Annotated in this window: 29 protein-coding genes and 2 pseudogenes; 16 read left to right on the top strand and 15 right to left on the bottom strand. The window is 65.9% G+C overall.

What is annotated here, in order from left to right; all coding sequences use genetic code 11:
• Positions 1-283 precede the first annotated feature (283 nt).
• From B2R83_RS06910 to B2R83_RS06890, 5 genes are all read left to right on the top strand, one after another.
• Positions 284-751, top strand: coding sequence for a MarR family winged helix-turn-helix transcriptional regulator (locus B2R83_RS06910; RefSeq protein WP_285380526.1), 468 nt, complete (start codon positions 284-286; stop codon positions 749-751).
• A gap of 61 nt (positions 752-812) precedes the next feature.
• Positions 813-1,619, top strand: a complete 807-nt coding sequence (gene hyi, locus B2R83_RS06905; RefSeq protein ID WP_292039533.1) for a hydroxypyruvate isomerase — start codon at positions 813-815, stop codon at positions 1,617-1,619.
• Between the two features lie 44 nt (positions 1,620-1,663).
• Positions 1,664-2,029 carry a VOC family protein gene (locus B2R83_RS06900; protein WP_292039531.1) on the top strand — a complete coding sequence of 122 codons (366 nt, stop codon included), beginning with the start codon at positions 1,664-1,666 and terminating at the stop codon, positions 2,027-2,029.
• A gap of 116 nt (positions 2,030-2,145) precedes the next feature.
• Positions 2,146-3,015 (top strand): hypothetical protein, encoded by an 870-nt coding sequence (locus tag B2R83_RS06895; RefSeq protein WP_285380531.1) that lies wholly within the window; start codon positions 2,146-2,148, stop codon positions 3,013-3,015.
• Positions 3,016-3,043: 28 nt separating this feature from the next.
• Entirely contained in the window at positions 3,044-3,649 is a 606-nt protein-coding gene (locus B2R83_RS06890) for a hypothetical protein (RefSeq protein WP_292039528.1), read from the top strand.
• A 27-nt stretch (positions 3,650-3,676) separates the two neighbouring features.
• Here the strand turns inward: B2R83_RS06890 and B2R83_RS06885 are convergent.
• From B2R83_RS06885 to B2R83_RS06865, 5 genes and pseudogenes are all read right to left on the bottom strand, one after another.
• Positions 3,677-4,386, bottom strand: a pseudogene (locus B2R83_RS06885) (SDR family oxidoreductase).
• 166 nt (positions 4,387-4,552) lie between these two features.
• Positions 4,553-5,110 carry a glycine zipper domain-containing protein gene (locus B2R83_RS06880; protein ID WP_292039526.1) on the bottom strand — a complete coding sequence of 186 codons (558 nt, stop codon included), beginning with the start codon at positions 5,108-5,110 and terminating at the stop codon, positions 4,553-4,555.
• Between the two features lie 86 nt (positions 5,111-5,196).
• Positions 5,197-6,084, bottom strand: coding sequence for a zinc-dependent peptidase (locus tag B2R83_RS06875; RefSeq protein WP_292039525.1), 888 nt, complete (start codon positions 6,082-6,084; stop codon positions 5,197-5,199).
• A gap of 1 nt (position 6,085) precedes the next feature.
• Entirely contained in the window at positions 6,086-6,847 is a 762-nt protein-coding gene (locus B2R83_RS06870; RefSeq protein WP_292039523.1) for a glutathione peroxidase, read from the bottom strand.
• A 201-nt stretch (positions 6,848-7,048) separates the two neighbouring features.
• The gene (locus B2R83_RS06865; protein WP_027866105.1) at positions 7,049-7,663 is read right to left on the bottom strand and encodes a winged helix-turn-helix domain-containing protein; all 615 of its coding nucleotides are present in this window, start codon (positions 7,661-7,663) and stop codon (positions 7,049-7,051) included.
• A 408-nt stretch (positions 7,664-8,071) separates the two neighbouring features.
• On the opposite strand from B2R83_RS06865, the gene B2R83_RS06860 reads away from it, so the two are divergent.
• Positions 8,072-9,100: an OmpA family protein gene (locus B2R83_RS06860; RefSeq protein ID WP_292039520.1), complete on the top strand. Its 1,029-nt coding sequence runs from the start codon at positions 8,072-8,074 to the stop codon at positions 9,098-9,100.
• A 108-nt stretch (positions 9,101-9,208) separates the two neighbouring features.
• Positions 9,209-10,162, top strand: coding sequence for a YihY/virulence factor BrkB family protein (locus tag B2R83_RS06855; RefSeq protein ID WP_292039517.1), 954 nt, complete (start codon positions 9,209-9,211; stop codon positions 10,160-10,162).
• A gap of 192 nt (positions 10,163-10,354) precedes the next feature.
• Here B2R83_RS06855 and B2R83_RS06850 read toward each other — a convergent pair whose 3' ends face one another.
• The 3 genes from B2R83_RS06850 to B2R83_RS06840 form a co-directional block, all read right to left on the bottom strand.
• Positions 10,355-11,620 carry an AI-2E family transporter gene (locus B2R83_RS06850; RefSeq protein WP_292039516.1) on the bottom strand — a complete coding sequence of 422 codons (1,266 nt, stop codon included), beginning with the start codon at positions 11,618-11,620 and terminating at the stop codon, positions 10,355-10,357.
• A 45-nt stretch (positions 11,621-11,665) separates the two neighbouring features.
• The gene (locus B2R83_RS06845) at positions 11,666-11,980 is read right to left on the bottom strand and encodes a BON domain-containing protein (protein ID WP_292039514.1); all 315 of its coding nucleotides are present in this window, start codon (positions 11,978-11,980) and stop codon (positions 11,666-11,668) included.
• Positions 11,981-12,044: 64 nt separating this feature from the next.
• Positions 12,045-12,593, bottom strand: coding sequence for a hypothetical protein (locus B2R83_RS06840; RefSeq protein WP_292039511.1), 549 nt, complete (start codon positions 12,591-12,593; stop codon positions 12,045-12,047).
• Between the two features lie 238 nt (positions 12,594-12,831).
• On the opposite strand from B2R83_RS06840, the gene B2R83_RS06835 reads away from it, so the two are divergent.
• Together B2R83_RS06835 and B2R83_RS06830 are read left to right on the top strand one after the other, a co-directional pair.
• Positions 12,832-13,296 carry a glycine zipper 2TM domain-containing protein gene (locus B2R83_RS06835; RefSeq protein WP_292039508.1) on the top strand — a complete coding sequence of 155 codons (465 nt, stop codon included), beginning with the start codon at positions 12,832-12,834 and terminating at the stop codon, positions 13,294-13,296.
• A 197-nt stretch (positions 13,297-13,493) separates the two neighbouring features.
• Positions 13,494-13,874, top strand: a complete 381-nt coding sequence (locus B2R83_RS06830) for a hypothetical protein (protein ID WP_292039506.1) — start codon at positions 13,494-13,496, stop codon at positions 13,872-13,874.
• A gap of 179 nt (positions 13,875-14,053) precedes the next feature.
• On the opposite strand, the gene B2R83_RS06825 is transcribed toward B2R83_RS06830, so the two are convergent.
• The 6 genes from B2R83_RS06825 to B2R83_RS06800 form a co-directional block, all read right to left on the bottom strand.
• Positions 14,054-14,440: a hypothetical protein gene (locus tag B2R83_RS06825; protein WP_209588619.1), complete on the bottom strand. Its 387-nt coding sequence runs from the start codon at positions 14,438-14,440 to the stop codon at positions 14,054-14,056.
• A 24-nt stretch (positions 14,441-14,464) separates the two neighbouring features.
• Positions 14,465-14,851 (bottom strand): phage holin family protein, encoded by a 387-nt coding sequence (locus B2R83_RS06820; protein WP_292039502.1) that lies wholly within the window; start codon positions 14,849-14,851, stop codon positions 14,465-14,467.
• A gap of 18 nt (positions 14,852-14,869) precedes the next feature.
• Complete coding sequence (locus B2R83_RS06815) at positions 14,870-15,223, bottom strand: DUF883 family protein (protein WP_036216648.1); 354 nt, start codon at positions 15,221-15,223, stop codon at positions 14,870-14,872.
• A gap of 45 nt (positions 15,224-15,268) precedes the next feature.
• Entirely contained in the window at positions 15,269-15,802 is a 534-nt protein-coding gene (locus B2R83_RS06810) for a ferritin-like domain-containing protein (RefSeq protein ID WP_036216650.1), read from the bottom strand.
• A gap of 35 nt (positions 15,803-15,837) precedes the next feature.
• Positions 15,838-16,758: an OmpA family protein gene (locus tag B2R83_RS06805; protein ID WP_292039497.1), complete on the bottom strand. Its 921-nt coding sequence runs from the start codon at positions 16,756-16,758 to the stop codon at positions 15,838-15,840.
• Between the two features lie 74 nt (positions 16,759-16,832).
• Positions 16,833-17,243, bottom strand: a complete 411-nt coding sequence (locus B2R83_RS06800; RefSeq protein ID WP_285380552.1) for a DUF4398 domain-containing protein — start codon at positions 17,241-17,243, stop codon at positions 16,833-16,835.
• A gap of 191 nt (positions 17,244-17,434) precedes the next feature.
• Here B2R83_RS06800 and B2R83_RS06795 point away from each other — a divergent pair, with 191 nt between their 5' ends.
• The 3 genes from B2R83_RS06795 (at position 17,435) to B2R83_RS06785 (ending at position 20,169) form a co-directional block, all read left to right on the top strand.
• Positions 17,435-19,522 carry an AsmA family protein gene (locus tag B2R83_RS06795; RefSeq protein WP_292039489.1) on the top strand — a complete coding sequence of 696 codons (2,088 nt, stop codon included), beginning with the start codon at positions 17,435-17,437 and terminating at the stop codon, positions 19,520-19,522.
• A gap of 92 nt (positions 19,523-19,614) precedes the next feature.
• Positions 19,615-19,926, top strand: coding sequence for a BON domain-containing protein (locus tag B2R83_RS06790; RefSeq protein WP_036216654.1), 312 nt, complete (start codon positions 19,615-19,617; stop codon positions 19,924-19,926).
• A 21-nt stretch (positions 19,927-19,947) separates the two neighbouring features.
• Entirely contained in the window at positions 19,948-20,169 is a 222-nt protein-coding gene (locus tag B2R83_RS06785) for a glycine zipper 2TM domain-containing protein (protein ID WP_292039486.1), read from the top strand.
• Positions 20,170-20,238: 69 nt separating this feature from the next.
• Here B2R83_RS06785 and B2R83_RS06780 read toward each other — a convergent pair whose 3' ends face one another.
• On the bottom strand, positions 20,239-20,967 hold the full coding sequence (locus B2R83_RS06780) for a Crp/Fnr family transcriptional regulator (protein ID WP_292039484.1): 729 nt from the start codon (positions 20,965-20,967) through the stop codon (positions 20,239-20,241).
• Between the two features lie 218 nt (positions 20,968-21,185).
• Here B2R83_RS06780 and B2R83_RS06775 point away from each other — a divergent pair, with 218 nt between their 5' ends.
• From B2R83_RS06775 to B2R83_RS06760, 4 genes and pseudogenes are all read left to right on the top strand, one after another.
• On the top strand, positions 21,186-21,986 hold the full coding sequence (locus B2R83_RS06775; RefSeq protein ID WP_292039480.1) for a glycine zipper 2TM domain-containing protein: 801 nt from the start codon (positions 21,186-21,188) through the stop codon (positions 21,984-21,986).
• Between the two features lie 178 nt (positions 21,987-22,164).
• The gene (locus B2R83_RS06770; RefSeq protein WP_036216660.1) at positions 22,165-22,392 is read left to right on the top strand and encodes a hypothetical protein; all 228 of its coding nucleotides are present in this window, start codon (positions 22,165-22,167) and stop codon (positions 22,390-22,392) included.
• Between the two features lie 115 nt (positions 22,393-22,507).
• Positions 22,508-22,654 carry a lmo0937 family membrane protein gene (locus B2R83_RS06765; protein ID WP_020652694.1) on the top strand — a complete coding sequence of 49 codons (147 nt, stop codon included), beginning with the start codon at positions 22,508-22,510 and terminating at the stop codon, positions 22,652-22,654.
• Positions 22,655-22,766: 112 nt separating this feature from the next.
• A pseudogene (locus B2R83_RS06760) lies at positions 22,767-22,991 on the top strand (hypothetical protein); the annotation flags it as partial.

The raw sequence follows: 22,991 nt of genomic DNA, 5'->3' as shown, positions 1-22,991 counted from the left end.
CGGCCGTCCGGCAGGCAACCGCCCGGCGGGCGCCAACGGCGGCAACCGCAACGGCAGCAGCGCCAGCCGCGGCCCGCGCAGCGGTTCCGCACCGCGCCGCGAGCGCTGATCGCACGGGCAGCCAGCGCTGCCCTGCCCGCTTCGCATGAAGGCCGGCGTCGACGACATCGACGCCGGCCTTTTTTCGCCGTGTCGTGATATTTGATTACTCAAGCACTTGCCAAGTTTCGCAAGGAGGTATATATTTGAGTAATCAACTTTATCTCAACAATTGGACACCGCCATGATCGACACGAACGACACTCCCGATACCGCTGCTCCCCTCGACAGCCCCACCAGCGAGTTCTGCCTGCGCATGGCGCGTGCCTGGGCGGCGCTGTCGCGGCGCCTCGACAGTTCGCTGGGTAGCCTGCACGGCATCAGTTTTGCCGACTACCAGTTGCTGCTGAGCCTGCAGCGAGCCCCGGGCGGGCGGCTGCGCCGGGTCGACCTGGCCGAGAAGCTGGGCCTGACGGCGTCCGGCGTCACCCGCTCGCTGCTGCCGCTGGAAAAGATCGGCCTGGTCGGCCGCCAGAGCGATCCGCGCGATGCCCGCGTCGGCTACGCCATCATCACGCCCACCGGCAGCGAACTGGTGCTCAATGCCGGCGTGGTGGTGCACAACGTCAGCCGCATGCTGCTCGGCGCGCCCTCGCGTGAGCAGATCGAGTCGACCTCGACCCTGCTGGCCCAGCTGGGCGGTAGTCAGTAAGCCGAGAAGCATGGGGCCGAATCGGCTAGGATAGCGGGATTCCCATCCACCGAAGCGCCGCATGCCGAGATTCGCCGCCAACCTGAGCCTGCTGTTCAACGAGCTCCCCTTCCTCGACCGCTTTGCCGCCGCGCGCGCGGCCGGCTTCGATGCGGTCGAGTTCCTGTTTCCGTATGCCTTCGAGGCCGAGCAGATCGCCGCGCGCCTGCAGCGCTACGGACTGGAACTGGTGCTGCACAACCTGCCGCCGGGCGACTGGGCCGCGGGCGAGCGCGGCCTGGCCTGCGATCCGCGCCGCAGCGCGGAATTCCAGGACGGGGTTGGCCTGGCCCTCGACTATGCGCTCGAGCTGGGCGTGCGCCGCCTGCACTGCCTGGCCGGCAGGCTGCCGCCGAACCTCAGCCATGAACGGGCCCACGCTGCCTACGTCGCCAACCTGCGCCATGCGGCGGCGCGCTGCCGGGAACACGGCATCAGCCTGCTGATCGAGCCGATCAACGACCGCGACATGCCCGGCTATTTCCTCACCGGCACGCGCCAGGCAGTGGCGGTCATCGAGGAAGTCGGCGCCCCCAACCTGGGCCTGCAGTACGACATCTACCACATGCAGCGGATGGAGGGCGAGCTGGCCGAAAGGATCCGCCGCCACTTCCCCCTGATCCGCCACGTCCAGCTGGCCGACGTGCCGGGCCGCCACCAGCCCGGCACCGGCGAGATCAATTTCCCCTTCCTGTTCGGCCTGCTGGACGAACTCGGCTACGAAGGATGGGTCGGCTGCGAATACCTGCCGCAGGGCGACACGCAGGCTTCGCTCGGCTGGCTGCACGAAGAACGCAAGCGTCATGCATCCTGGCTGGACAGGGCGTGAAGCTTCGGGCAGCATCGATGCTTTACCCGGCCTAAGGAGCCACGATGATCCAGGGATTGCGCACCGTAATTTACCCCGTCACCAATCTGGCCGAGGCCACCGCCTGGTATGAGCAGGTCCTCGGCAAGGCGCCCTATTTCAACGAAGTCTTCTACGTCGGCTTCGAGGTGGGCGGCTTCGAACTGGGCCTGATCCCCGACGGCCAGCCGGGCAGCGCCGGCGCCACCGCCTACTGGGGCACGCAAGACATCAAGGCCGAGGTCGCGCGCCTGGCAGGCCTGGGGGCGGAAGTGGACGCGCCCGTGACCGACGTCGGCGGCGGCATCCGCGTCGCGACCGTGCGCGATCCCTACGGCAACCTGTTCGGCGTGATCCAGAATCCGCATTTCGACCGCAGCAAAGTCGAATAAGGCGTGCATAGCTGCTTGTGTAAGCTCAGGCACTTGACCACCAGCAAGACTTTGCCGCGCGGAGTTTGAAACAATGGGGACTTTCGGGCCACTCCCCCAGGCCAGAAAGGATCCCCATGTTGCGACATCTTTCGATCCGCCTGCTCGTCGTCCTTCCGATCCTGTGCGGCCTGCTGCTGGGCGGCTGCGGGACGACCACCGGCGGCCCGGTCAGCCTGCAGGAAGTGCGCGAATTCGCCGATGCCTCGGCGCGGCTGGGCGGCTACGCCGAACTGGCGCGCCGCTACCGCGACACCTACGAGCGCGAACAACCCTACCTGTCCCCCGCCGCCGACAAGCTGGCGCGCGAGAACGACGCCAAGCGCAAGGCGGTGCACGAGGACTTCATCGCCATCCAGAAGACCCTGGTGCTCTACATGCAGACCCTGAGCCTGCTCGCCGGCGACGCGCGCTACGACCTGTCCGAGCGCATCGACGACCTCGGCAACGGCCTGAAAGCCAATGCCGAGTCCGGCCTGCAGCAGCGCCACATCACGGCCTACACCGGCCTGACCCGCCTGCTGACGCGCGTGATCGCGTCCGGCTACCAGAACCGCAGCGTGGAAACCATGGTGCGCGACGGCGACGCCGACGTGCAGGTGCTGCTGGACGCCATGATCTCGCTCACCCGCCTCTACTATAAGACCAACGAGAATGAGAAGAAGACGATTCTCGGCATCTTCGATGTCGAGATCCCGTTTTCGACGCGCAATTCGGACCGCATGCTGGTGACGCTCGCCAAGGTCCACTACCTGAACAAGGCCACCGAGTACAAGCTGGTCGACCGCCGCTACGAGCTGGCCCTGCAGGGCCTGACCAAGGTGGCCCTCGGGCACCAGAAAATGCGCGAGAACCTCGGCAAGCTGTCGGACGCGGAAATCCGGCGCCTGCTGGCCAACTACGGACGTGACCTGCGCACCATCCGCGACGGGCTGTCCGGCGACTGAGAACCTAGCGCGGTAAACAGGAGGACACATGGCTACCACCCCGACCCGTTCCGGCAGCGCATCCGCCGACCTTGCGTCCCCGGCCGAGGCCGACGTCGATGCCGCCGCCGTCCTCGACGCGGCGGATGCCGCGGCGCCGGCCGGACCGGCCGTCAAGGCCCCGGCCGCCACCGCCGGCCCCGCCCTGTCCAGCACCGAGAAGATCGTCGAGCTGGCCGACCACCTGTCCGCCTGCGCCGACCAGCTGCACGAGCGCGTGATGCAGGAGATCCGCAGCTACGGCGGCCGGCCGGTGCCCGAACACGTGCAGGACAAGGCCCGCGCCCTGTTCGAGGACGAAGTGCTGCTGCGCCAGCGCGCCAACGGCCTGCACGTCGACGCCGCCACCCTCATCGTCAAGGGCCTGGGCAAACAGCAGGCCCAGCTCGTCAAGCTGACCGCCGACGCCGCCGAGAAGATCCGCAAGATCGGCGCCATCGGCGAGGCGGCCGGCCTGGTGGGCGGCCTGCTGGCCCTGGCCGGCGCCGCCGCGACCGGCCAGCCGGCGCTGATCCTGGCCGCCGTCGACAAGATCGACAAGCACGGCAAGGCCCTGAATGCGCTCAAGCCGAAGCCCCCTGCCAAGGCAAGCTGAGTCCTGGAAGAAGGCGCGGCCTTGCCGTCAGCACATGTGCTGTCCGCCATTGATCGCCAGGTTGGCGCCGGTGACGAAGCCCGCCGCGTCCGACACCAGCCAGGACACCATGGCCGCTACTTCGCCAGGCTGGCCCAGGCGGCCGACCGGGATCTGCGGCAGGATGCGCTCGTGCAGCACCTGCGGCGACACATCGCGCGTCGAGCGGGTGTCGAGGTAGCCCGGCGACACCGTGTTGCCGGTGACGCCGTGGCGCGCCGACTCCAGCGCCAGCGCCTTGGTCAGGCCGTGCAGGCCGGCCTTGGCGGCACCAGTGTGGCCTGGTTCAGCGCTCCCTGCTGTGCGCTGACGGAGCCGATGTTGACGATGCGTCCCCAGCGCTGCGCGACCATCGTGTCGATGGTATGGCGCGCCATGTTGAAGGCGCCGTCGAGGTTGACGCCCATCACCGCATGCCAGTCGTCCAGGCCCATCCTGCACATGCTGCGGTCGCGCGCCAGGCCGGCATTATTGACGAGCACGTTGATGCGGCCGGCATGCCCGAGCAGGCGCTGGACCGCGCGGCCCGCGCACTCGAAGTCGGCCACGTCGGCCTCGAGCGCGATGAATTCCATGCCGTCGCGGAGGTGGCTGGCCAGCCATTCGCGACGATAGTGGTTGGATGGCGAAAAGGTGGCGGCGACGGTGAAACCGTCGAGATGCAGGCGGCGGCACAAGGCCGTGCCGAGTCCGCCCATGCCCCCGGTAACGAGGGCGACACGTTTGCTCATGAAGGATCCCTTGGACTTGGTATACGGCATCCTTCAAGGACAGGCCTGGCGGGACTGTCCCGGGATGCGATCTACCGAGTGTAGGGAAGCGGCTTCCGAGCCTTGTTGACCAAGATTAAGGCAAGACCGAAGCTCAAGCGATGAGCTCGGGGCGGCTGCCCGGATCGAAATCGGCCCAGTCGCCGTCGACGATGTTGCCCTCGGCACGCTCGATGTGGTGGGCGCCGAGCTGGCGCAGCACGTCGACCGCGCGGTCCGCCATGCCGGCGTCGTCGAAAGCGACCGCTACCAGCATGCCGGCTTCGCGCGGCGGCACCCGGTTCTCGCTGCTGCCTTCTTCGGATTCGCCGCGGTCCTTCATCTTGGAAAAGCTGAACAGCGAGCCGACGTGGCCGCCGACCAGACCGCCCACGACCGGGCCCAGCGGCCCGGTGACGGGCGACGTGGCGGCGCCGATTACTGCGCCGACCGCGCCGCCGGTGGCGACACCCTGCACCACGCCTTCCGGCGTTTCCTTGGCGCCGGGAGACTGCAGATGGTCGCCCCCGATCGGGGTCTGGTCGTGCTGGCCCGGCTGGCTCAGGTAGAACCCGCTGATGCGGCTGTTGTCGAAGCCAGCGTCGGCCAGCGCGCGGCGCGCGCGGTCGACTTCATCCTGAAGCTGGAAACGCCCTGCAATAATGGTGGACATGACGATTTCTCCTGGATCGTTGGTAGCTCAACTATGCCCCGCCGCGCCTGTATTGCTCTGTACGGACACGCACGCAGCTCAGGTACTTAGCGCCATTGGCCGTAGACGACACCATGCTGGAACGGATCGTCGAACACCGGCTGCGGTTCGGCCACCCAGTCGCGCGGATCGACGCGGAAATACTTCAGGAATTCCTCGTACAGGTCCGGGTGGCGCGCCGACAGTTCCCATGGCTGCTCGAAAAAGCTTTCGGTCGCCACCGCGAAGAACTCGGCCGGGCTGCTGGCGCCGTAATGGTCGAGCACGCCGCGCTGCCCCCACATCGCATCGCGCCGCAAGGCCGCGTAGTTGCGCGACAGGACTTCGGACCAGCTGCGGTAGCGCTCGGTGCTGCCCAGGTAGGGCGCGCCGTTGGTGCTGCCCGATTCGCTGTCGAGCTGGTGGGCGAACTCGTGCAGGACGACATTATGATCAGGAGATTCTTCGACCCCGGCACGGCGCACATGGTCCCAGGACAGGATCACGCGGCCGTCGCCCCAGGATTCGCCCAGCAGGTCCTGGCGCTGCTCGGTGACGACGCCCGCGGCATCGACCTCGCGGCGCGGCACCAGGAAGGCGCCCGGATAGACCAGCACCGCATGCAGCGACGGGTACAGGTTCGCCGGGCTGGCGTCGCCGGTCCGTCCCAGCACCAGCATGCAGGCCTGGGCGGCGATGGTCACGCGCATCTCGTCCGTGACCTCTAGGCCAGCGCAGCCGACGAAGGCTTTCTCGTGCAGGAATTGCTGGACCAGGCGCCGCAGGCGCCGCTGCTGCCCCTCGTCCATGCGGGCGTACTGGGCCAGGTTACGCTCGAGAATGGCCACCAGCTCCGGCGCGAGCGGACGCGCCAGTGCGCGGCGCAGGCGCAGCTTCGGCAACAGCCATGCCGCCAGCAGTCCGGCCCCGATGAGGCCGGCGATGATGCCTTCCATGTCAGGCTTCCCGTGAGGATGCAACCCATGCCAGCACGTCGTCGGCGCCGCCGATCAGCCTGCCGCCCACGAATACCTGCGGCCAGGTCAGGCGACCGGTCAGGCCGCGCAGCACGCTCGTCGTGATCTTCTGGTCTTCCGAAATATCGGTGAACACGATGTCATTCTCGCGCAAGGCGGCCTTGGCGCGCGCACAATGCGGGCAGCCGGGGCGCGAGAACATCACCACCGGCTCGGGAATCTTCGCATTCGGGTTGATATAGCTCAGCATCGTATCGGCGTCCGAAACCTCGAAGGGGTCGCCTTCGCGCTGTGGCTCGATGAAGATTTTGTCGATTATGCCGTCCTTGACCAGCATCGCGTAGCGCCAGGAGCGCATGCCGAAACCCAGGTCGCGCTTGTCGACCAGCATGCCCATGCCCTCTGTAAAATCGCCGTTGCCGTCCGGGATCAGGGTGATGTTGCCGGCATCCTGCCCGGTCTTCCACTGGTTCATCACGAAAGCGTCGTTGACGGCGATGCAGACGATGTCGTCGACGCCGTTCTCGCGCAGGGTCGGCGCCAGCTCGTTGTAGCGCGGCAGGTGGGTCGAGGAACAGGTGGGCGTGAAGGCGCCGGGCAGCGAGAACACGACCACGGTCTTGCCCTTGAAGAGCTCGTCCGTGCTGATGTCCTGCCATTGGTCGTCGGGGCGCGCCTTGAAGCTCACGCGTGGGACCGGCCTGCCTTGCAGGGACTCCGCGGTCGGTAAAGTGCTTGGCATCGGTCTTCCTTTCCTTGTGGCGGCAGCGCGGCCGCGATGGGAGGGAGGTAGGGCTTATTGACCGGATTTCAACACTTCATCATTAAAAATTGTTCACTTGAAAAACAAAAAGCCGCGCAATGCGCGGCTTGAATGACGACAGCGATCGTCTGGACCGGCGGCTGCCGCGGGTCTCTACCGCGGCCGGCCGGGTGCGCCTATTTAAGCGCGTTCCTTGGCGGTCTGGCTCGGGGCCGGGCCGAACAGGGCTGCCACCAGCGGATCGCGGGTGACCGGGCTGCGGTTGACGCGGATCGCGTAGTGGGTGTCGTCCGCCAGGATGTGGAAGTGGCGGCCGCTGCCGGCCATGTTCTGCTCGCGCAGGCCCGGACGCTCCTTGCGCGGGGCGGCGCCTTCGCGCTTCGGCTGGCAGATCGCGGCCAGGAAGGCCTTGACGCGCTCCTGGTCCGGGCAGATCTGGTACACGGCCTTGCCCAGGTAGGTGGCGGTGCCTTCGATGTAGCGTGCCAGCTCGATGACGCCGGCTTCGCGCAGGTCACGGATGTACTTGCGTGCGCCCGACGGCGAGAATTTCAGGAACCATGCGATTTCGTCGGCCAGCATTTCATGGGTCGACAGTTCGTTGATCAGTTTCTGCATGTTTTCGATCCGGCGCTGGGTGGCCGAGGTCGAACGGACGCGTTCGATCGGCGCCAGCGAAATCGGCGCGCGCTCGGTCGGTTGCGGGGGGACGCGTTCGATCAGCGCAGAGTTGCTGGAAGTGTGCACCGCGCCGATGTCGCCTTGCACCGCGTTGTGATGGGTCGTTGCATGCATGTTCTTGAGCTCCGTTTAAAGAGTGAGACTGTGTGGTCCGGGTCGCTGTGTGTCGTATGACACCCTGACAACACCTCGGTTCCGCTTAACTGGGCTCAAGATTGCCTGCGTCAGACATCCCGGTCTGTGCGCCATCCAACATTCAGAATTATTCCTGCAAGCATTTTTGATAAGGCCGCTTGTCGAAGGCCGGCAGTCGCACTTGTTTCCACGTGAAAAAATCGAGCACCAAAATGGTGCGCACGCCAGCGTCATGTGACATTTTTACCACTGTTGTAAAATTGCACAGGTCATCGCCGCTAGGTGCGGTACCGCACCGAGATTGCGGAACTTGCACTGTTAATCTTTATCCAACATCTGTGTCAAGGCATGCGATGTCAATAACCCTTCACCTTATGGGAGTCACCTGTGAATAATACGAAGAAGATCGCCCTGGCCGCCGCCCTCCTGTGCGCTGCCGGCAGCTCCATGGCCCAAGAAGTCATCAACCCGTCGTGGTACATCCAGCCGAGCGCCATCCTTGCGAAGCCGGACGCGCGCATGGGCGTGGCGGACCGCGACTGGGGCGGCGGGTTGAAGTTCGGTAAGGCCGTGAACGAAATGTGGGACATCCAGTTCGGCGGCAGCCAGGTGCGTTTCGAAGACGGCCCGGCGCGTTACCGCCAGACCCTGCTGGGCGCCGACGCCTTGCTGATGTTCTCGCGCAAGAGCTTCCGCCCCTTCGTGCTCCTCGGTGTCGGTATCGAACGCGACAAGGTGCAGAACCCGCTGCGCAATGTCGGCAAGAATTCGCCTTACCTGACCGCCGGTATCGGTTATCAGGCAACGCTGAGCCCGCAGTGGTCGATGCAGTTCGACGTGCGCGCCGTGCGCGGCTTCCTGCGCGACCACGAGCAGTTCGGCCCGCGCCGCATCAACAACAAGTACATGAGCATCGGCCTGAACTACGCCTTCAACCCGCCGCCGGCACCGCCGGCACCGGCGCCGGCACCGGCACCGGTCGTGGAAGCCCCGGCACCGGCACCGGCCCCGGTCGCTCCGCCGCCGCCGCCGCGCTTCGAGAAGGTCACCCTGGAAGCCACCAAGCTGTTCGAGTTCGACAAGGCCGACCTGATCATGCCGTCGCCGAAGCTGGACGAAATCGCCGCCGCCCTGCAGGCCGATCCGAGCGTCACCGACGTCGACATCACCGGCTACACCGACCGCCTGGGTTCGGAAAAATACAACCTGAAGCTGTCCGAGCGCCGCGCCAACACCGTGCGCGACTACCTGATCAGCAAGGGCGTGGACGGCAACCGCCTGAAGGCCTACGGCAAGGGCGAAGCCAACCCGCTGGTCCAGTGCAACCAGCGCAAGCGCAAGGAACTGATCGATTGCCTGGAGCCGAACCGCCGCGTCGAGGTCGAGCAGATCACCGTCGAGAAGCGCGTTCAGTAACAAGCATCCGCGCCTGCCCGGTCGCGCTTTCCGTCCCGCACGGCAGGACGGCCGGGCATCACCGCATGATCGAAGGGGGCTGCGGCCCCCTTTTCAATTGGAGGAGTCATGGCTATCAAAAAATGGCTGCCGTATTCGCGTGAGCTGGTCCACGTGATGCGCTGCGCGGTAATGGAATGGCTCGATCATCGCGCCTCAAGCAAAGGGGCGGCACTTGCCTTCTATACCTTGTTCTCGCTGGCGCCGGTGCTGGTGCTGGTGATCGCCATCGCCGGCTTCTTCTATGGCGCCGAAGCGGCCCAGGGACAACTGCTGGCCCAGCTGCGCGGCCTCGTGGGCCCCCAGGGGGCCGAAACCATCCAGGCGATCCTGGCCGGCGCGCAGAACAAGGAGAGCGGACTGTTCGCGACCATCGTCGCCTTCGTGCTGCTGATCGTGGGCGCCACCACCGTGTTCTCGGAACTGAAGGACAGCCTGGACGAGATCTGGGACGTTCCGCCACCGAAGGAGTCCGGCTTCTGGAACCTGGTGCGCACCCGCCTGCTGTCCTTCGGCCTGATCCTGGTGCTGGGCTTCCTGCTGATGGTCTCGCTGGTCGTCAGCGCGGCACTGGCCGTGGTCGAGACCTACATCGGCGGCATGTGGAAGGAAGCCGCCGTGGTCATGGGCTGGGTCGCCTCGGCGGTGAGCTTCCTGGTGATCGCCACCCTGTTCGGCGTGATCTACAAGCTGCTGCCGCGCATCAAGCTGTCCTGGCACGACGTCACCATCGGTGCGCTGGGCACGGCCGCGATGTTCACGCTCGGCAAGTTCGGCATCGGCCTCTACATCGGCAACAGCGGCACCACGGACAGCTTCGGCGCGGCCGGCTCGCTGATCGCCCTGCTGCTCTGGGTGTATTACTCGGCGCAGATCTTCTTCCTGGGCGCCGAGTTTGCCCGCCAGTATGCGCTCAAGATGGGCAGCCTGAAGCACAAGCCGGCGCATGAGACTGGGGACAAGAAGAAAGAGGAGGCGCCGCCGGAGCCGACTGTCACCTGGAAGAACGGGCGCGCGGGGTAATCGGCGCTGCTGGTCGGCGCTATTGGTCGGCACACTGTGTTTCTAGCCGGGCGGCAGCGTTGGTTGGAGCTATCGGTCTGCACACTGTGTTTCTAGCCGGGCGGCGGCGTTGGTCGGCGCTATCGGTCTGCACACTGTGCTCCTAGCCGGGCGGCACCGCCGCCCGAGCGTGACTTGGTCCACCGGACCAAGTCACTCCCCCAGCAACTCCGCCAGCGCTTCCATCCCCTCGACCCGCTCGGCCACCACCTTCAGCACCACCACCACCGGCACGCCGAGTAGCAGGCCCCACATCCCCCACAGCCAGCCCCAGAACAGCAGGCTCACGAAGACGGCCGCCGGGTTCATCTTGGCGATCTTGCCGGTCATCCAGGTCGTCACGACCATGCCGACCAGGGTCGCGATCCCGAGCGAGGACCCGGCCACCAGGATCACCATGCGCAGCGACTCGAACTGGAAGAAGGCCACCGCCCCGGTGGCGATGGTGATCAGGAGCGGGCCGAAGTAAGGCACGACGTGGGCCACGCCGGCGAAGGCGGCCCAGGCGCCGGCGTTCTCGAGGCCGATCGCGCGCAGTGCCGCCCAGGTGAGCAGCGCCAGCAGCACGTTGGTCACCAGCAGCATGAACATGTACATCTGGATCGCATTGTTCATGTCGTCCAGGATGTGGACGGTCACTTTTTTCCGTGTCAGCGAGGGCCCGGTGAGCTTGACCAGCTTGCGCTTGAAGGTGTCGCCCGCGAGCAGCAGGAAGAACACCAGGAACACCACCATGGTGGCTTGCGACAGGAAGGTGGCCAGGCCGATCGAGCCGGCCAGCACCCAGTCCATCACGCGGATGCTGCTGCCGGCCGCGGGCGCCGGCGGGACCGACTGGGTGCGCTTCTGGATCGCACGGCGCTCTTCCCCGCCGGTGGCGCTGGAGGCGGCGCGCTCGATCTCGGCGGCGGCGGCCTGCACCTGCTGGATGGTCGAGCGCTGGCCGGTGCTGTCGGTCAGGATCCTGGTGACCTTGGTCGTCAGGGTCGGCAGCTCGTCGATGATGTTGAAGAATTCGTCCTGAAGCCGGTACAGGGTGCCGCCCAGCGCGCCCATGATGACGGCGGTAACCAGGGTCGCGCCGATGACGCGCTTGACGTGCCAATGCTCGAGCCAGCGCACGACCGGATTGAGGGTATAGGCGATGAAGATGCCGAGCAGGAGCGGCACGAAGAATTTCTGCGCCCACTGGAGCGCGAACAGGCTGGCGATGGTGGCGAGGATGCCCAGCGAGAGCCCGCGGGCATTGACGTGGATCGGCAGCCGCAGGCCGCCCACGTGCATCGTGAGCTCGTCGCCTGCAGGGCCGGGCTCGGCGCCGTGTCCCGCCGCCGGGGAAGCGGGGGGTGGCGCCGCCGGGGCGGCATTGTCGGGCGCGCTTGCAGCTGGTTCGACAGGTTCGGGTGGTGCGAGCTGCATGGATCGTGCCTTGACAATGGAGCCGGGCCGCCCCGGCGCTGGAGATTACTTGACGCGGATGTCGTTCTTCACGGAGGTTACACCTTTCACGCCGCGCGCGATTTCCACGGCGCGCTGTGCGTCGCGCGGCTCGGCCACGAAGCCCGACAGCTGGACGTCGCCCTTGTAGGTTTCCACGTTCACTTCGGTCGCCTTGACGGTCGGGTCGGCGGCGAAGGCGGCCTTGACCTTGGTGGTGATCACGGCGTCATCGACGTATTCGCCGGCGGACTTCGAGGTCGGGTTCGACGAGCAGCCCACGGCGGTGATGGCGACGGCGGCGGTGAAGGCGGCGGTGACGAGGCGTTGTGCGATTTTCATGATAGCTCCTTGATTAAAAACTGCGGTGGTCTAACTACAGTAAAGCCCATGCGGGCAAGTGGGATCATTTTCCGAACGCGGTCTTGGCAGTGTTGACGCAATGGTCCTTGACGGCGCCGGCGTAGGCGTCGCATTTCTGGATCGCGACGCGGTATTCGGCGGCCAGCTTGTCTTCGCGCGCATCCTGGCGCGCTTCGATGGCCTTGCGGTCGGCCTTGGCATCGGCCTGGGCGGCGACCAGGGTGGCCTTGGCCTGCTCCATGCAGACGTCGCGGTCATTGCCGGTGACGGCGGCGCAGCGCACCTTGTCGCGGTCGTAGTTGGCGGACGCGATGCGCATGCGGGCCTGGGTATAGGCCGACAGGGTATTCTTGTAGGCGGCTTCGGCTTCTTCCTCGATCCGCACGCGTGCGGCCTTGGCCTCGGCCATGCACAGGTCGTGCGGGTTGCCGGCGATCTGGCCGCAGCGCGCCCGCGCCGACTTGTAGTTCGCTTCGGCTGTGGCCTTGGCCTGTTCGTAGGCCGTCTTCGCATCCGGCACGGCTTGCGCCCGTACCGCGCCAGCCCAGGCGAGCGCGGCGCCGACGAGCAGGAATGCATGGGATGTTTTCATTTTTTATTCTCCATTTGTCAACACGCTAATGACGTTTTACACGTCCGTTGGCGCACTTTCTGTTCGGTGCCGAACACAGCAGGCTTCCTGCAACAAGTCATCTGTATATGGATCAAATTCGGCGTGGGAGCTCTCTGAAAAAGGAGCCAGATATGCTGGGCAAGGACGGTTAGGCAACGCACAGACCCCTTGCGCAGCCGTGGCTAAGCTGGAGCCATACACTTATCAGGAGAACAACATGAAAGCAACCCGTACCCTCGCTGTTGCCGTGCTGGCTTCCACCGCCCTCCTTACCGGCTGCGCCAGTACCTCGTCGAACCCCTACGCGTCGAACAACGGCTACAACAGCGGCTATAGCAACGTCTCGATGGGCTATGGCACGATCGAGTCGATCCAGGTCGTCCAGGGCGAAAACCGCACCAGCGGCGCCGGTGCGATCCTGGGCGGCGTGGTCGGCGCCCTGGCCGGCAACCAGGTCGGCAGCGGTAGCGGCCGTACCGCCGCGACCGTCGCCGGCGGCGTTGCAGGCGCGGCGATCGGCAATAACGTCGAGCGCAACCGCCAAGCCGGCGGCGCCGAGATGTACCAGATCAACGTGCGCATGGATAACGGCGAGTACCGCGCCGTGAACCAGGACAGCGTCTACGACCTGCGCGTGGGCAACCGCGTGCGCATCGTCGACGGCCGCGTCTACCGCTACTGATCGGCACCGTTGGTCGTGACCGGGGGAAGCGGCGCAGCGCCGCCTTTCCCCGGCCGGTGCGTCCCTGCGCCGGCATCACCCGACCGGAACGACGGGCGCCGGTCCTCGTGCTGGCCGTGCTGTTCAGCGGCCCGGTGCCCTCCCCTTGTGCTGCGGCAGGCCTCGCCGCGGCACTTCTTCCGACCCTGGAGGACACCATGCGAATCCTATCGACCGTGCTGCGCGGGGCGTGTGCCTGCCTGCTCGGCAGCACCCTGCTCGCCCACGCCCAGACCCCTATCCAGCCCCAGACCCAGACCAGCAGCGACGCCCTCGTCGATCCCGCCGCCGCCAGCAAGCAGGCGCGTGAAATCGCCCAGGGCGACCCGGCGCGCTGGTACCGCGAAGACGCGACCAGCCAGGCGCGGATGCGCACGCTGCAGAAGGAAATCGGCGCGGCATTGCAGGAAGCACGGAACGCCTGCAAGAAAGCGCCGGCGGCCGAGCGCAACGCATGCATGCAGGAAGCGCGCGCGGTTTACCAGCGTGACATGGCGCAGGCCAAGGCGCGGGTGGCTGGGCAGGGAGAAACGCCCTGAACCCTCTGCAGCGCCGATGCAGCCTGGTGCAGGGTGGTCGGTAGAACCGAGCCCCCTGCCGCCACAAGCACGCGTTCCCTGACTCGTCCGTACGAGCGAAAAAAAAACGGCGTGCAATCAATGATTGCGACGCCGCTCAAGCCCCACCATATTCGGATCGGTTTGACTTCCTTGCCGCGTCAGCTCAGCCCGTTCTGCTGGACACGGCGTTTGTTCATGTACCAGCCTGCCACACCCAGCAGGATGGCGGCAGCACCGGCAGGCTTGCCGAGCTTGCGCTGGCGGATGAAGTTGAACAGCGCCAGCCCGTAAGGCATCAGCACCGACACGCTGGTGCCGGTCGGTTTCAACAGGGCGTCGGCGCGTGCGCGCAGGGCCCAGGTGGCGTGGTCGATCGTGCTGTGCAACATCACCTCGGGGCGCGCCGCGTGGCGAATCTGCGCCCGCGCGTGCGCCACGTTGTTGCGGAAGAACTCGCCCTCGCGCAGCAGCTCCTGCTTGCGCGCCACCGGGTCCAGGCTGTGCTTGTGGCCGGCCAGTCCGGTCGTTCCATCTTGATTGTGCATGTTTCCCCTCCTTCGTGTCGCCGCTTAGAGCAGCATGTCGCGGTCGTTCTTCAGTTCCTTCATGGTCGCCGGGAACGAGAGCTTGTCCTGCTTGAGCAGGGCCAGGCCCTTCGCCACCAGGATGCCGGTGATGACCAGGAACACGACGAACAGGATCAGCAGGATCTTCCAGCCCATGTCGTCCCATGCCAGCGCGACGATGGTCGCGGTGCCGTAGGCGATGGCGAACCAGATCGCCAGGATGGCCGCGCCGAACAGGGCCACGAGTTCGATCAGGTGCTTGCGCACCTCGGACAGCTCGAGCGCGGCCAGTTCCACGCGCGATACCACCAGGCCGAACAGGCTTTTCATGAGGCTGGAGATCCCGCCCATGAGGCCGGGGGTATGCACGACGGTGTCGTCTTTTTGCATGGCGGTCCCCGGCGGCGCTTACGGCTTACGGCTCAGGAGGACGCCGAGCAGCACGCCGATACCGGCGGCAACCGCGAGCGTACGGTATGGGTTGTCCTTCACGTAGACATCGGCCTCGTGGGCCAGTTCCCTGCCCCTTTCCATCGCCTGGCCCTGGTAGTGGCTGGCGCGGCCCAGTGCGCGGTCGAGCAGTTCCATGCCGCGGCTGCGCAGTTCCTCGGCCTTGTCGCCCGTCAGGGCGGCGGCGGCGCTCAGCATCGACTGGGCGTCGCGCACCAATGCCTGCATGTCCGACGATGCGTCGGCGGCTTTGCTGTCGAACTGGTAGCCGTGGGCGTGGGATTTCAGGTTGCTGCGGGTGGTGTCTAGCATGGTGTGCTCCATTGTTATCGATGGGTAATGAATGTAAAGCCGGCCTCAGGCCAGCAGGTCGCGCATGTCGTCGGCATGCTCCTCTTCGACGGCCATGATGTCGGTAAGCATCTTGGTCGTCGTCGGGTCGCGGTCGCCGATCGCCTGGATCATCTGGCGATAGGATTCGATCGCCACGCGCTCGGCGATCAGGTCGGCGCGGATCATCGCCTGCACGTCGTCGGAATCGTCGTACTCGGCATGGCTGCGCGCGGTCAGCGTGGCCGGGTTGAAGTTCGGCGATCCGTTCAGTTGCACGATGCGCTCGGCGATGCGGTCGGCATGGTCCTGCTCCTGCTGGGCGTGCTCGAGGAACTCGGCCTTGATGTGGCCGGTGTTCGGGCCGCTCACGGTGTAGTAGTGCCGCTTGTAGCGCAACACGCACAGCAGCTCGGTGGCCAGCGCGTCGTTCAGCATCGCGATGACCGCCTCGCGGTCGGCCTGGTAGCCCTCGGTGACGGCGCCGTCGTCGAGGTTGGCCGCCGCGCGGCGGATGGCTCCGACGTCGAAGCCATGCGCCAGGTGTTTCGTTTCTTCCATAGTCTTACCTCGTGAAACTTGTTGCAGAAATCAGCTCAACGTCCCGCCGTACGTGGCGGGATCTGTGCATTCTCGTTCGACAGCACGATCTCGACCCGGCGGTTGAGCTGGCGGTTGGACGCCGTATCGTTCGGGGCCACCGGGAAGGCCTCGCCGTAGGCGCGCATGGCGATGCGGTCGCGCGGCACGCCCATCGAGCCCAGCGCCGAGGCCACCGCTTCGGCACGGCGCTGCGACAGTTCCTGGTTGTAAGAGGAGCTGCCGGTACTATCCGTAAACCCTTCGACCAGCACGGTACGGTTCGGGTTCTGCGCCATGACGTCGGCCAGTTTGCGCAAGGTCGACATGCCGTTCGGTGTCAGGGTCGCCTGGTTGGTGGCGAACAGCACGTCGCCGATCGTCACGACATAGCCGCGCTCGGTCTTGACGGCCTGCAGCTCGACCAGCAGCGCTTCCAGCGCCGCGGCGCGCTGGGCCAGCGCGGCGTTCTGCTGCTGGGCGGCGGCGGCTTGCTGCTGGGCAGCCTGGGCCTGGGCCTGCGCCTGGGCGGCCTGGGCCTGGGCGGCCTCGGCCTCGCGCTTGGCGCGATCGGCTTCCGCGGTGCGGGCCGCCAGGCGGACCTGGTCGCGTTCGCGCGATGCGTTCGCGATGTCGGCTTCGGCCGCCTTTGCCCTGGCCACCTCAACCGCGGTGGCGACGCGCTGCTTGGCCACGTAGGCCAGGCGGTCGACGTCGTTCAGGCTTTCGCGGCGCGCGGCCGCGGCATTGGCCTGGTCGAGGGCGTCGCTGGCCTGCTTGAACTCGAGCGGCGCATACTGGGCGACCTGTGGATTGTTGTTGGCGGAGACGAAATCGGCGCGCGCCTGGTCCAGCGTCGGCGTGGTCATCGGGGCGGTGGCGCAGGCCGTGGCCAGTACGGCGGCGGCCAGCAGCGACATCGTGGAACGGGTTTTCATGGCTTGTCCTTTTTCCTGGGCGCCGCATGGCGCGGCGGTCAATGAAGGGAACTTCTTCTTATTACGGCGTCGGCTTACTGCGTCGAGGTCGTGGCCGACGGCGCATTGGCGCGCTCGACTTCCTCGCGCAGCACGCGCAGGTCGGCGTCGAGCGCGTTGGCCGCCGCGGTGGCCTTGGCCGAGTTGGCCTTGCTCTGCGCCAGCTTGGCGTCGGCCTGGGCCTGGATCGCCAGCTCGCGGGCCAGCTTGTAGTCCCTGGCCGCCAGGGCCGCGTTGGCGCGCACCATCTTGTCGCGCGCGGCGGTGATCTCGGCCGGAGCCAGCTCGGCGGCGCCGGCCGACACGGCGTTCTCGACGGCATTGCGCGACACCGCCACGTCGGCGGTGGCAGGCGCCTTCTGCGGGCTGGCACAACCCACCAGCGCCAGCACGGCTGCGGCGGCCAGCGGCGTCAAGAGACGGCGCATCGCATGTTCTTGGTCCATCGCTTTTCTCCTTTTGATGAGGAAATGTCCTTAGTAACGTTATAAACCTGTTATCTCTTGCCTTCGGTTCGCTGCCGCACATTGCCCGGCTCGTAGCGATCTGCTCAACAGAAGAACGTTAGGCAGCGCACATTGGGCGTCAAGGCCTTGCGCTAAGCTGGCCTGAACCTAGCTACCACCGAAAGTCTGCCATGGCCGAGACCGACAAGCAGGCGGCGCAGGGCCGTCATCCGGCGCGCCGCAAGAGCAGCAAAATACTGTTGAGCATCCTTGGGATCCTGGTCGCCATCCCGGTGATCGCCATCGTGTTCATCCTCACCTTCGACTGGAACCGCGCCCGCCCCTGGATCAATGCCAAGGTGAGCGAGGCCATCGAACGCCCCTTCGACATCCGCGGCAACCTGAATGTCGAATGGGAGCGCCCCGCCAAGACCATGGCGCCGGCGGAACGCACCTGGCGCGACCACATCCCGTGGCCGCACCTGATCGCCAACGACACCCACGTCGGCAACCCGGCCGGCCTGCCGGCGCAGGATTCCGGCAGCGCACGCCAGTTCTCGTTTTCGGTGAATCCCTTCGCCCTGCTGTCGAAGACCATCAACATTCCGCTGCTGCGTTTCGACGGCCCGCGGGTGGACCTGCTGCGCCTCGACGAGCAGCGCAACAACTGGACCTTCAAGCGCAAGGAAGAAAAGTCCAAATGGACACTCGACCTCGACCGCATCGTGCTGACCGACGGCATCGTGCACATCAAGGACGCGGTGACGAAGGCCGACGTGACGGCGAAGGTGCGCACGCTCGAAAACGGCGGGCGCTACGGGGTCGGCTGGACTCTCGACGGCACCTACAACGGCGCACCGGTCACCGGCGGCGGCAAGGCCGGCGCGGTGCTCTCGCTCAAGCAGCAGAGCACGCCCTACCCGGTCCAGGCCGAGATGAAATCGGGCAAAACACGGATCGCGATCGAGGGCACGGCGACCCGGCCTGCGAAACTGGCGGCGATCGACCTGAAGCTGGAGCTGGCCGGCCCCAGCATGGACCAGTTATACAACTTCACCGGCGTGGTGTTGCCGACCACCGGCCCGTTCTCGACCTCGGGCCGGCTGACCGGCACCCTCGGCGAACAGAACAAGGACGGCAAGCGCAGCATGCGCTGGATCTACGACGGCTTCAAGGGCAAGGTCGGATCCTCGGACATCGGCGGGCGCCTCGAATATGCCACCGGCGGGGCGCGGCCCAAGCTGTCGGGCAATGTCCGCTCACAAACCCTTGTATTCGCCGACCTGGCACCGCTGATCGGCGCCGACTCCAACGCCGCCAAGAAGGAGCGCAATGCCGACGCGGTGCAGCCCGGCGGCAAGGTATTGCCGGTCGAGGAATTCAAGACCGAACGCTGGAACAAACTGGATGCCGACGTGCGCTTTGCGGCCGACCGCATCGTGCGCGACACGGCCTTCCCGATCAGCAAGCTGTCGACCCACCTGAAGATGGATAACGCCGTGCTCAACCTCGAACCGCTCGAGTTCGCCATGGCCGGGGGCACGGTGCGCTCCAACATCCGTCTCGACGGCCGCGGCCGCCAGGGCCCGAAGGCGATCAAGGCCCAGGCCAAGGTCACGGCCCGCAAGATCGAGATCAAGAAGCTGTTCCCGAAGATCGATCAGCTGCAGGCCTCGGTGGGCAGCATCAGCGCCGACGCCAACCTCACCGCCCAGGGCAATTCCGTGTCCAGCCTGCTGGCCGGCTCGAACGGCGAACTGAAAACCTTGATCAGCCAGGGCCAGGTCAGCAAGATGATGCTGGAGATGATGGGCCTGAACGTGGCCAACATCGTCATCACCAAGCTGTTCGGCGACAAGCAGGTGCAGCTCAACTGCATGGCCTCCGATTTCGCCGTCACCAACGGCCTGGCGCGCACGCGCTACTTCGTGGTGGACACCAAGGAAGCGCTGATCAACATCGAAGGCAGTATCAACCTGGCCAACGAGCAGCTGGACCTGCGCATCGATCCGAAAACCAAGGGCCTGCGCCTGATCTCCCTGCGCTCGCCCTTCTACGTGCGCGGCCCCTTCAGCCAGCCGGACGTGTCGGTGGACAAGGGCGTGCTGGCGATGAAGGCCGGCAGCGCCATCGCGCTGGCCACCATCGCGGCGCCGATCGCTGCCCTGCTACCCCTGATCAATACCGGTCCGGGCGAGGACAGCGACTGCGCCCGCCTGCTGTCCGACGCGCGCGAGAAACCGAAGGCGCCGCCGCCGGGCAAGACCCAGCGCCGCTGAAACAATTTTTACATGGCATTGTGTGTTGTCGAACAGATCAGTACAAGCCGAAACCGGTATCTTGCTCACATGGACTCGACGAACGTTGCCGCATGAAGCGATTTGGTATCAGGACCGCCCTGGCGGTCATGCTGGCACTTGGCCAGGTCGCAGGATGCGCCACGTCGGGCGGCGGTGGACCGGTGGCGCAGTATGTGGACGACGCCACCATCACCGCCGGCGTCAAGGCTGCTATCGTGCGTGAACCGACGCTGAGCATCTTCGACATCGGCGTCGAGACGGTGCAAGGCGTTGTGCAGCTGAGCGGATTCGTCAGCTCGGCGGACAGTGTGGCGGCCGCGGCATCGGTTGCCCGGACCGTGAAGGGCGTGAAGTCGGTCAAGAATGACCTGCGCTTGAAATAACCCACCGTAAAGGAGATCAATATGAAAACCATCAAACAACTGGTAGTGACCGCAACCCTCGCCACCGCTGCACTGGGCCTGACCGGCTGCGCCGGCATGTCGCAGCAGGACAAGAACACCGCGATCGGCGCCGGCGCCGGCGCCGTCCTTGGTGGCGTCCTGACCGGCGGCAGCGCAGTCGGCACCGTCGGCGGCGCAGCCGTGGGCGGCGTGGTCGGCAACCAGGTTGGCAAGAAAAACTGACTGTTTGCACGACAAGCGATACAAGAAAGCCTGGCTGCGCCAGGCTTTCTTGTATTCCGGTGTCCAGATCTACACGAACTCGCGCAACGGCTGGCTGCCGGCTTCCCTGACGATCTCGTAGCAGGTGCACGAGGCCGCCGCCAGGCCCTCCGGATCGAGGATCTCGATATTGCCGCGGCTGTAGTCGATCAGTCCCTGCTGCTGCAGCGCGCTGGCGGCCTTGGTGACGCCAACGCGGCGCACGCCGAGCGCATGCGCCAGGAACTCGTGGGTCAGGTGGAATTTGTCCGACTGCAGGCGGTCGCGCGTGACCAGCAGCGAGCGCGCCAGGCGCGCCTCCAGCACGTGGAAGCGGCTGCACACGGCGATCTGGATCGCCTGGGCCAGCTGGGTGTCGGTGTAGCGGTACAGCACGCGCTGCAGCGAAGGATTGCGCGCCACCTCGGCGCGAAAGCGGGCGCTGTCCATGCGGCTGGCGCTGCCGGCCCGCTGGACGATGGCGCGCACCTGGGTGGTGTCATGGCCGAGCGCCACCGTGGCGCCGACCATGCCCTCGCGCCCCACCAGGCCCACCTCGAGCGTCATGCGCCCTTCAGCCACGCCCATCAGGGAGATCAGGCAGTCATGGGGAAAATAGATGTAGCGCAGCGGGTCGCCGGCTTCGCACAGCACGTCCCCGACCGCGACGGTGACCGGATCGAGCAGCGGCAGGACCTGCGCCAGTTCCTGGGGCGGCAGCGCGGCCAGCAGCAGATTGCTGTTGTGTTCGGCAATCGGCGGCGCTGCGGCAAAATTCATCGGATTCTCGCGTGGGGGATGCATAAGCCAAGCCGTCTGTCGGATACATTTGCAAACAATTTAGGTCAGCGTAACCGTCCCGCTCCGATCTGGTATGTACGGTGACGCACGGAACCGCTTGTTGTTCCTGAGGACAATCTGACAATGCACAGGCCGCCGGACGCATTGCATCCCCGGCATGAATGGCCTCAACAAGAACTTCTCCGAAAGGAACCAGCATGAACACCTCTCCCACTCCGTCCGCACGCGGACGCATGCATCCGCTGATGATCCTGGCCGCACTGGCGGTCCTGCTGTTCTGCCTGGTCGGTACGGCGGCGATCCTGGGCTGGATTCCCTCATCCGTGGGCGGCAACAAGGAGCGCCAGCTGAGCGAAACCGAGCGCCTGGCGCTGGCCTCGACCCTGCCGCAGGGAAGCCCGCAGCCGGCGCCTGGCGTGGTCGGCAACGTGCCCGGCCAGCAGCTCGCGCCGGGCTACGTGCAGCCGCCGAACAGCGCCGTGCCGGCCGATTACCCGGCCCAGCCGGCCCAGCCCTATGCACCGGCAAGCAACTATGTCCCGGCGCCTGCCGCGGCGGCGCCGGCGCCGGAGCGCGTGGTCGAACGCGTGGTCGAGGAACCGGTCAGCAAGCCCGCCAAGAAATCGGGGCAGGTGGCGGCCGCCGACACCGGCCGCAACTGGTGCTCGAACTGCGGCAACGTCGAATCGGTCCGCACCATCAAGCAGCGCGCCGAAGGCAGCGGACTGGGCGCCGCCGGCGGCGCCGTCATCGGCGGCCTGCTGGGCAACCAGATCGGCGGCGGCACCGGCCGCACCATCGCGACTGCGGCGGGCGCCATCGGCGGCGCGGTAGTCGGCAACCAGGTCGAAGGCAATATGAAGGCCAGCACCAGCTACGAAATCCGCGTGCGCCTCGACGACGGCACCCTGCGCACCTTCCGCCAGAGCAGCCCGCCGGCATGGCGCAGCGGCGACCGCGTGCGCATCGTGAAGGGCCGCCTGCGCTCGGTTGCCTGAGCTCGTCTCTTTTCAGAAAAAGCCGGGATGGCGCAAGCCTCCCGGCTTTGTGTCGTAAGAATAATTTTCTAAAAGCAATGTGCGGCAGCGCACGGACCAATGGATGAGCTAACCCGACAATGGCAGGACGCTATCACTGCGTACGGTGCAAAAATAACCAACCCAGGGGGAAAGCATCATGAACAGCATGGCATGGATCGGCATTATCATTTGGGGAATGATCGTGGCAGCGTTTGGCCTGTTCTCGGCGCATCCGCCGGCCGAAGCGGCGGCGGGCGGACTGCAGCCGCAGGACGTGCTGTTCCTGGTGGCGGGCGGCCTGGTCACCTGCCTGATCGGGGTCACCGGCCTGCTCGGCTTCATGGGCTGGATCCCGGGCTTGCGCAAGGAAAACGGCCACGCCTGATTCCTGGGAGTTACGATTTTCGCAGTAAGTACGCCATCGTACAGAGGCCAGCAGTAAGCGGCGGCATACTGGATTCACGACGCCGAAGCGCGTGATTTCTGGAAGGAGCAACATCATGTTGTATACAATAGCCGTGATTCTGATTGTCCTGTGGCTGCTCGGACTGGTGACTTCGTACACCATCGGCGGCTTCATCCATATCCTGCTGGTCGTCGCCGTGATCATGATCCTGGTGCGCCTGATCAGTGGACGAGGTATATAGTTGTTAGTAGTTGAAAAAATTTTTGTAAGACCAATCCGCTTCTCAGTCATGCCTGCAGGCTTGCCTCGGCAAGCATGACCGCGAAGCGGATTTTTTGTTAAGGAGAACCACCATGCAAAACAAACTGACTAAATCCGTGATCGCCGCTTCCCTCGTGGCCTTTACCGCGACCGGCTGTGCCGACATGAGCGCGACCCAGCGCGGCACCGCGCAGGGCGCCGGCATCGGCGCTGCCCTGGGCGGCATCGTCGGCGCCAGCACCAGCGGCGGCGGCGGCAAGCGCGCCGCGGGCGGCGCGGCGATCGGCGCCGCTGCCGGCGCGGTGATCGGCAACATC

Origin of the sequence: Massilia sp. UBA6681 (assembly GCF_002454935.1) — a bacterium.
Taxonomy (GTDB): Bacteria; Pseudomonadota; Gammaproteobacteria; order Burkholderiales; family Burkholderiaceae_D; genus Telluria; species Telluria varians.
Note: the sequence above shows the minus strand (reverse complement) of the source record. Positions and strands in the feature narration are given on the sequence as shown.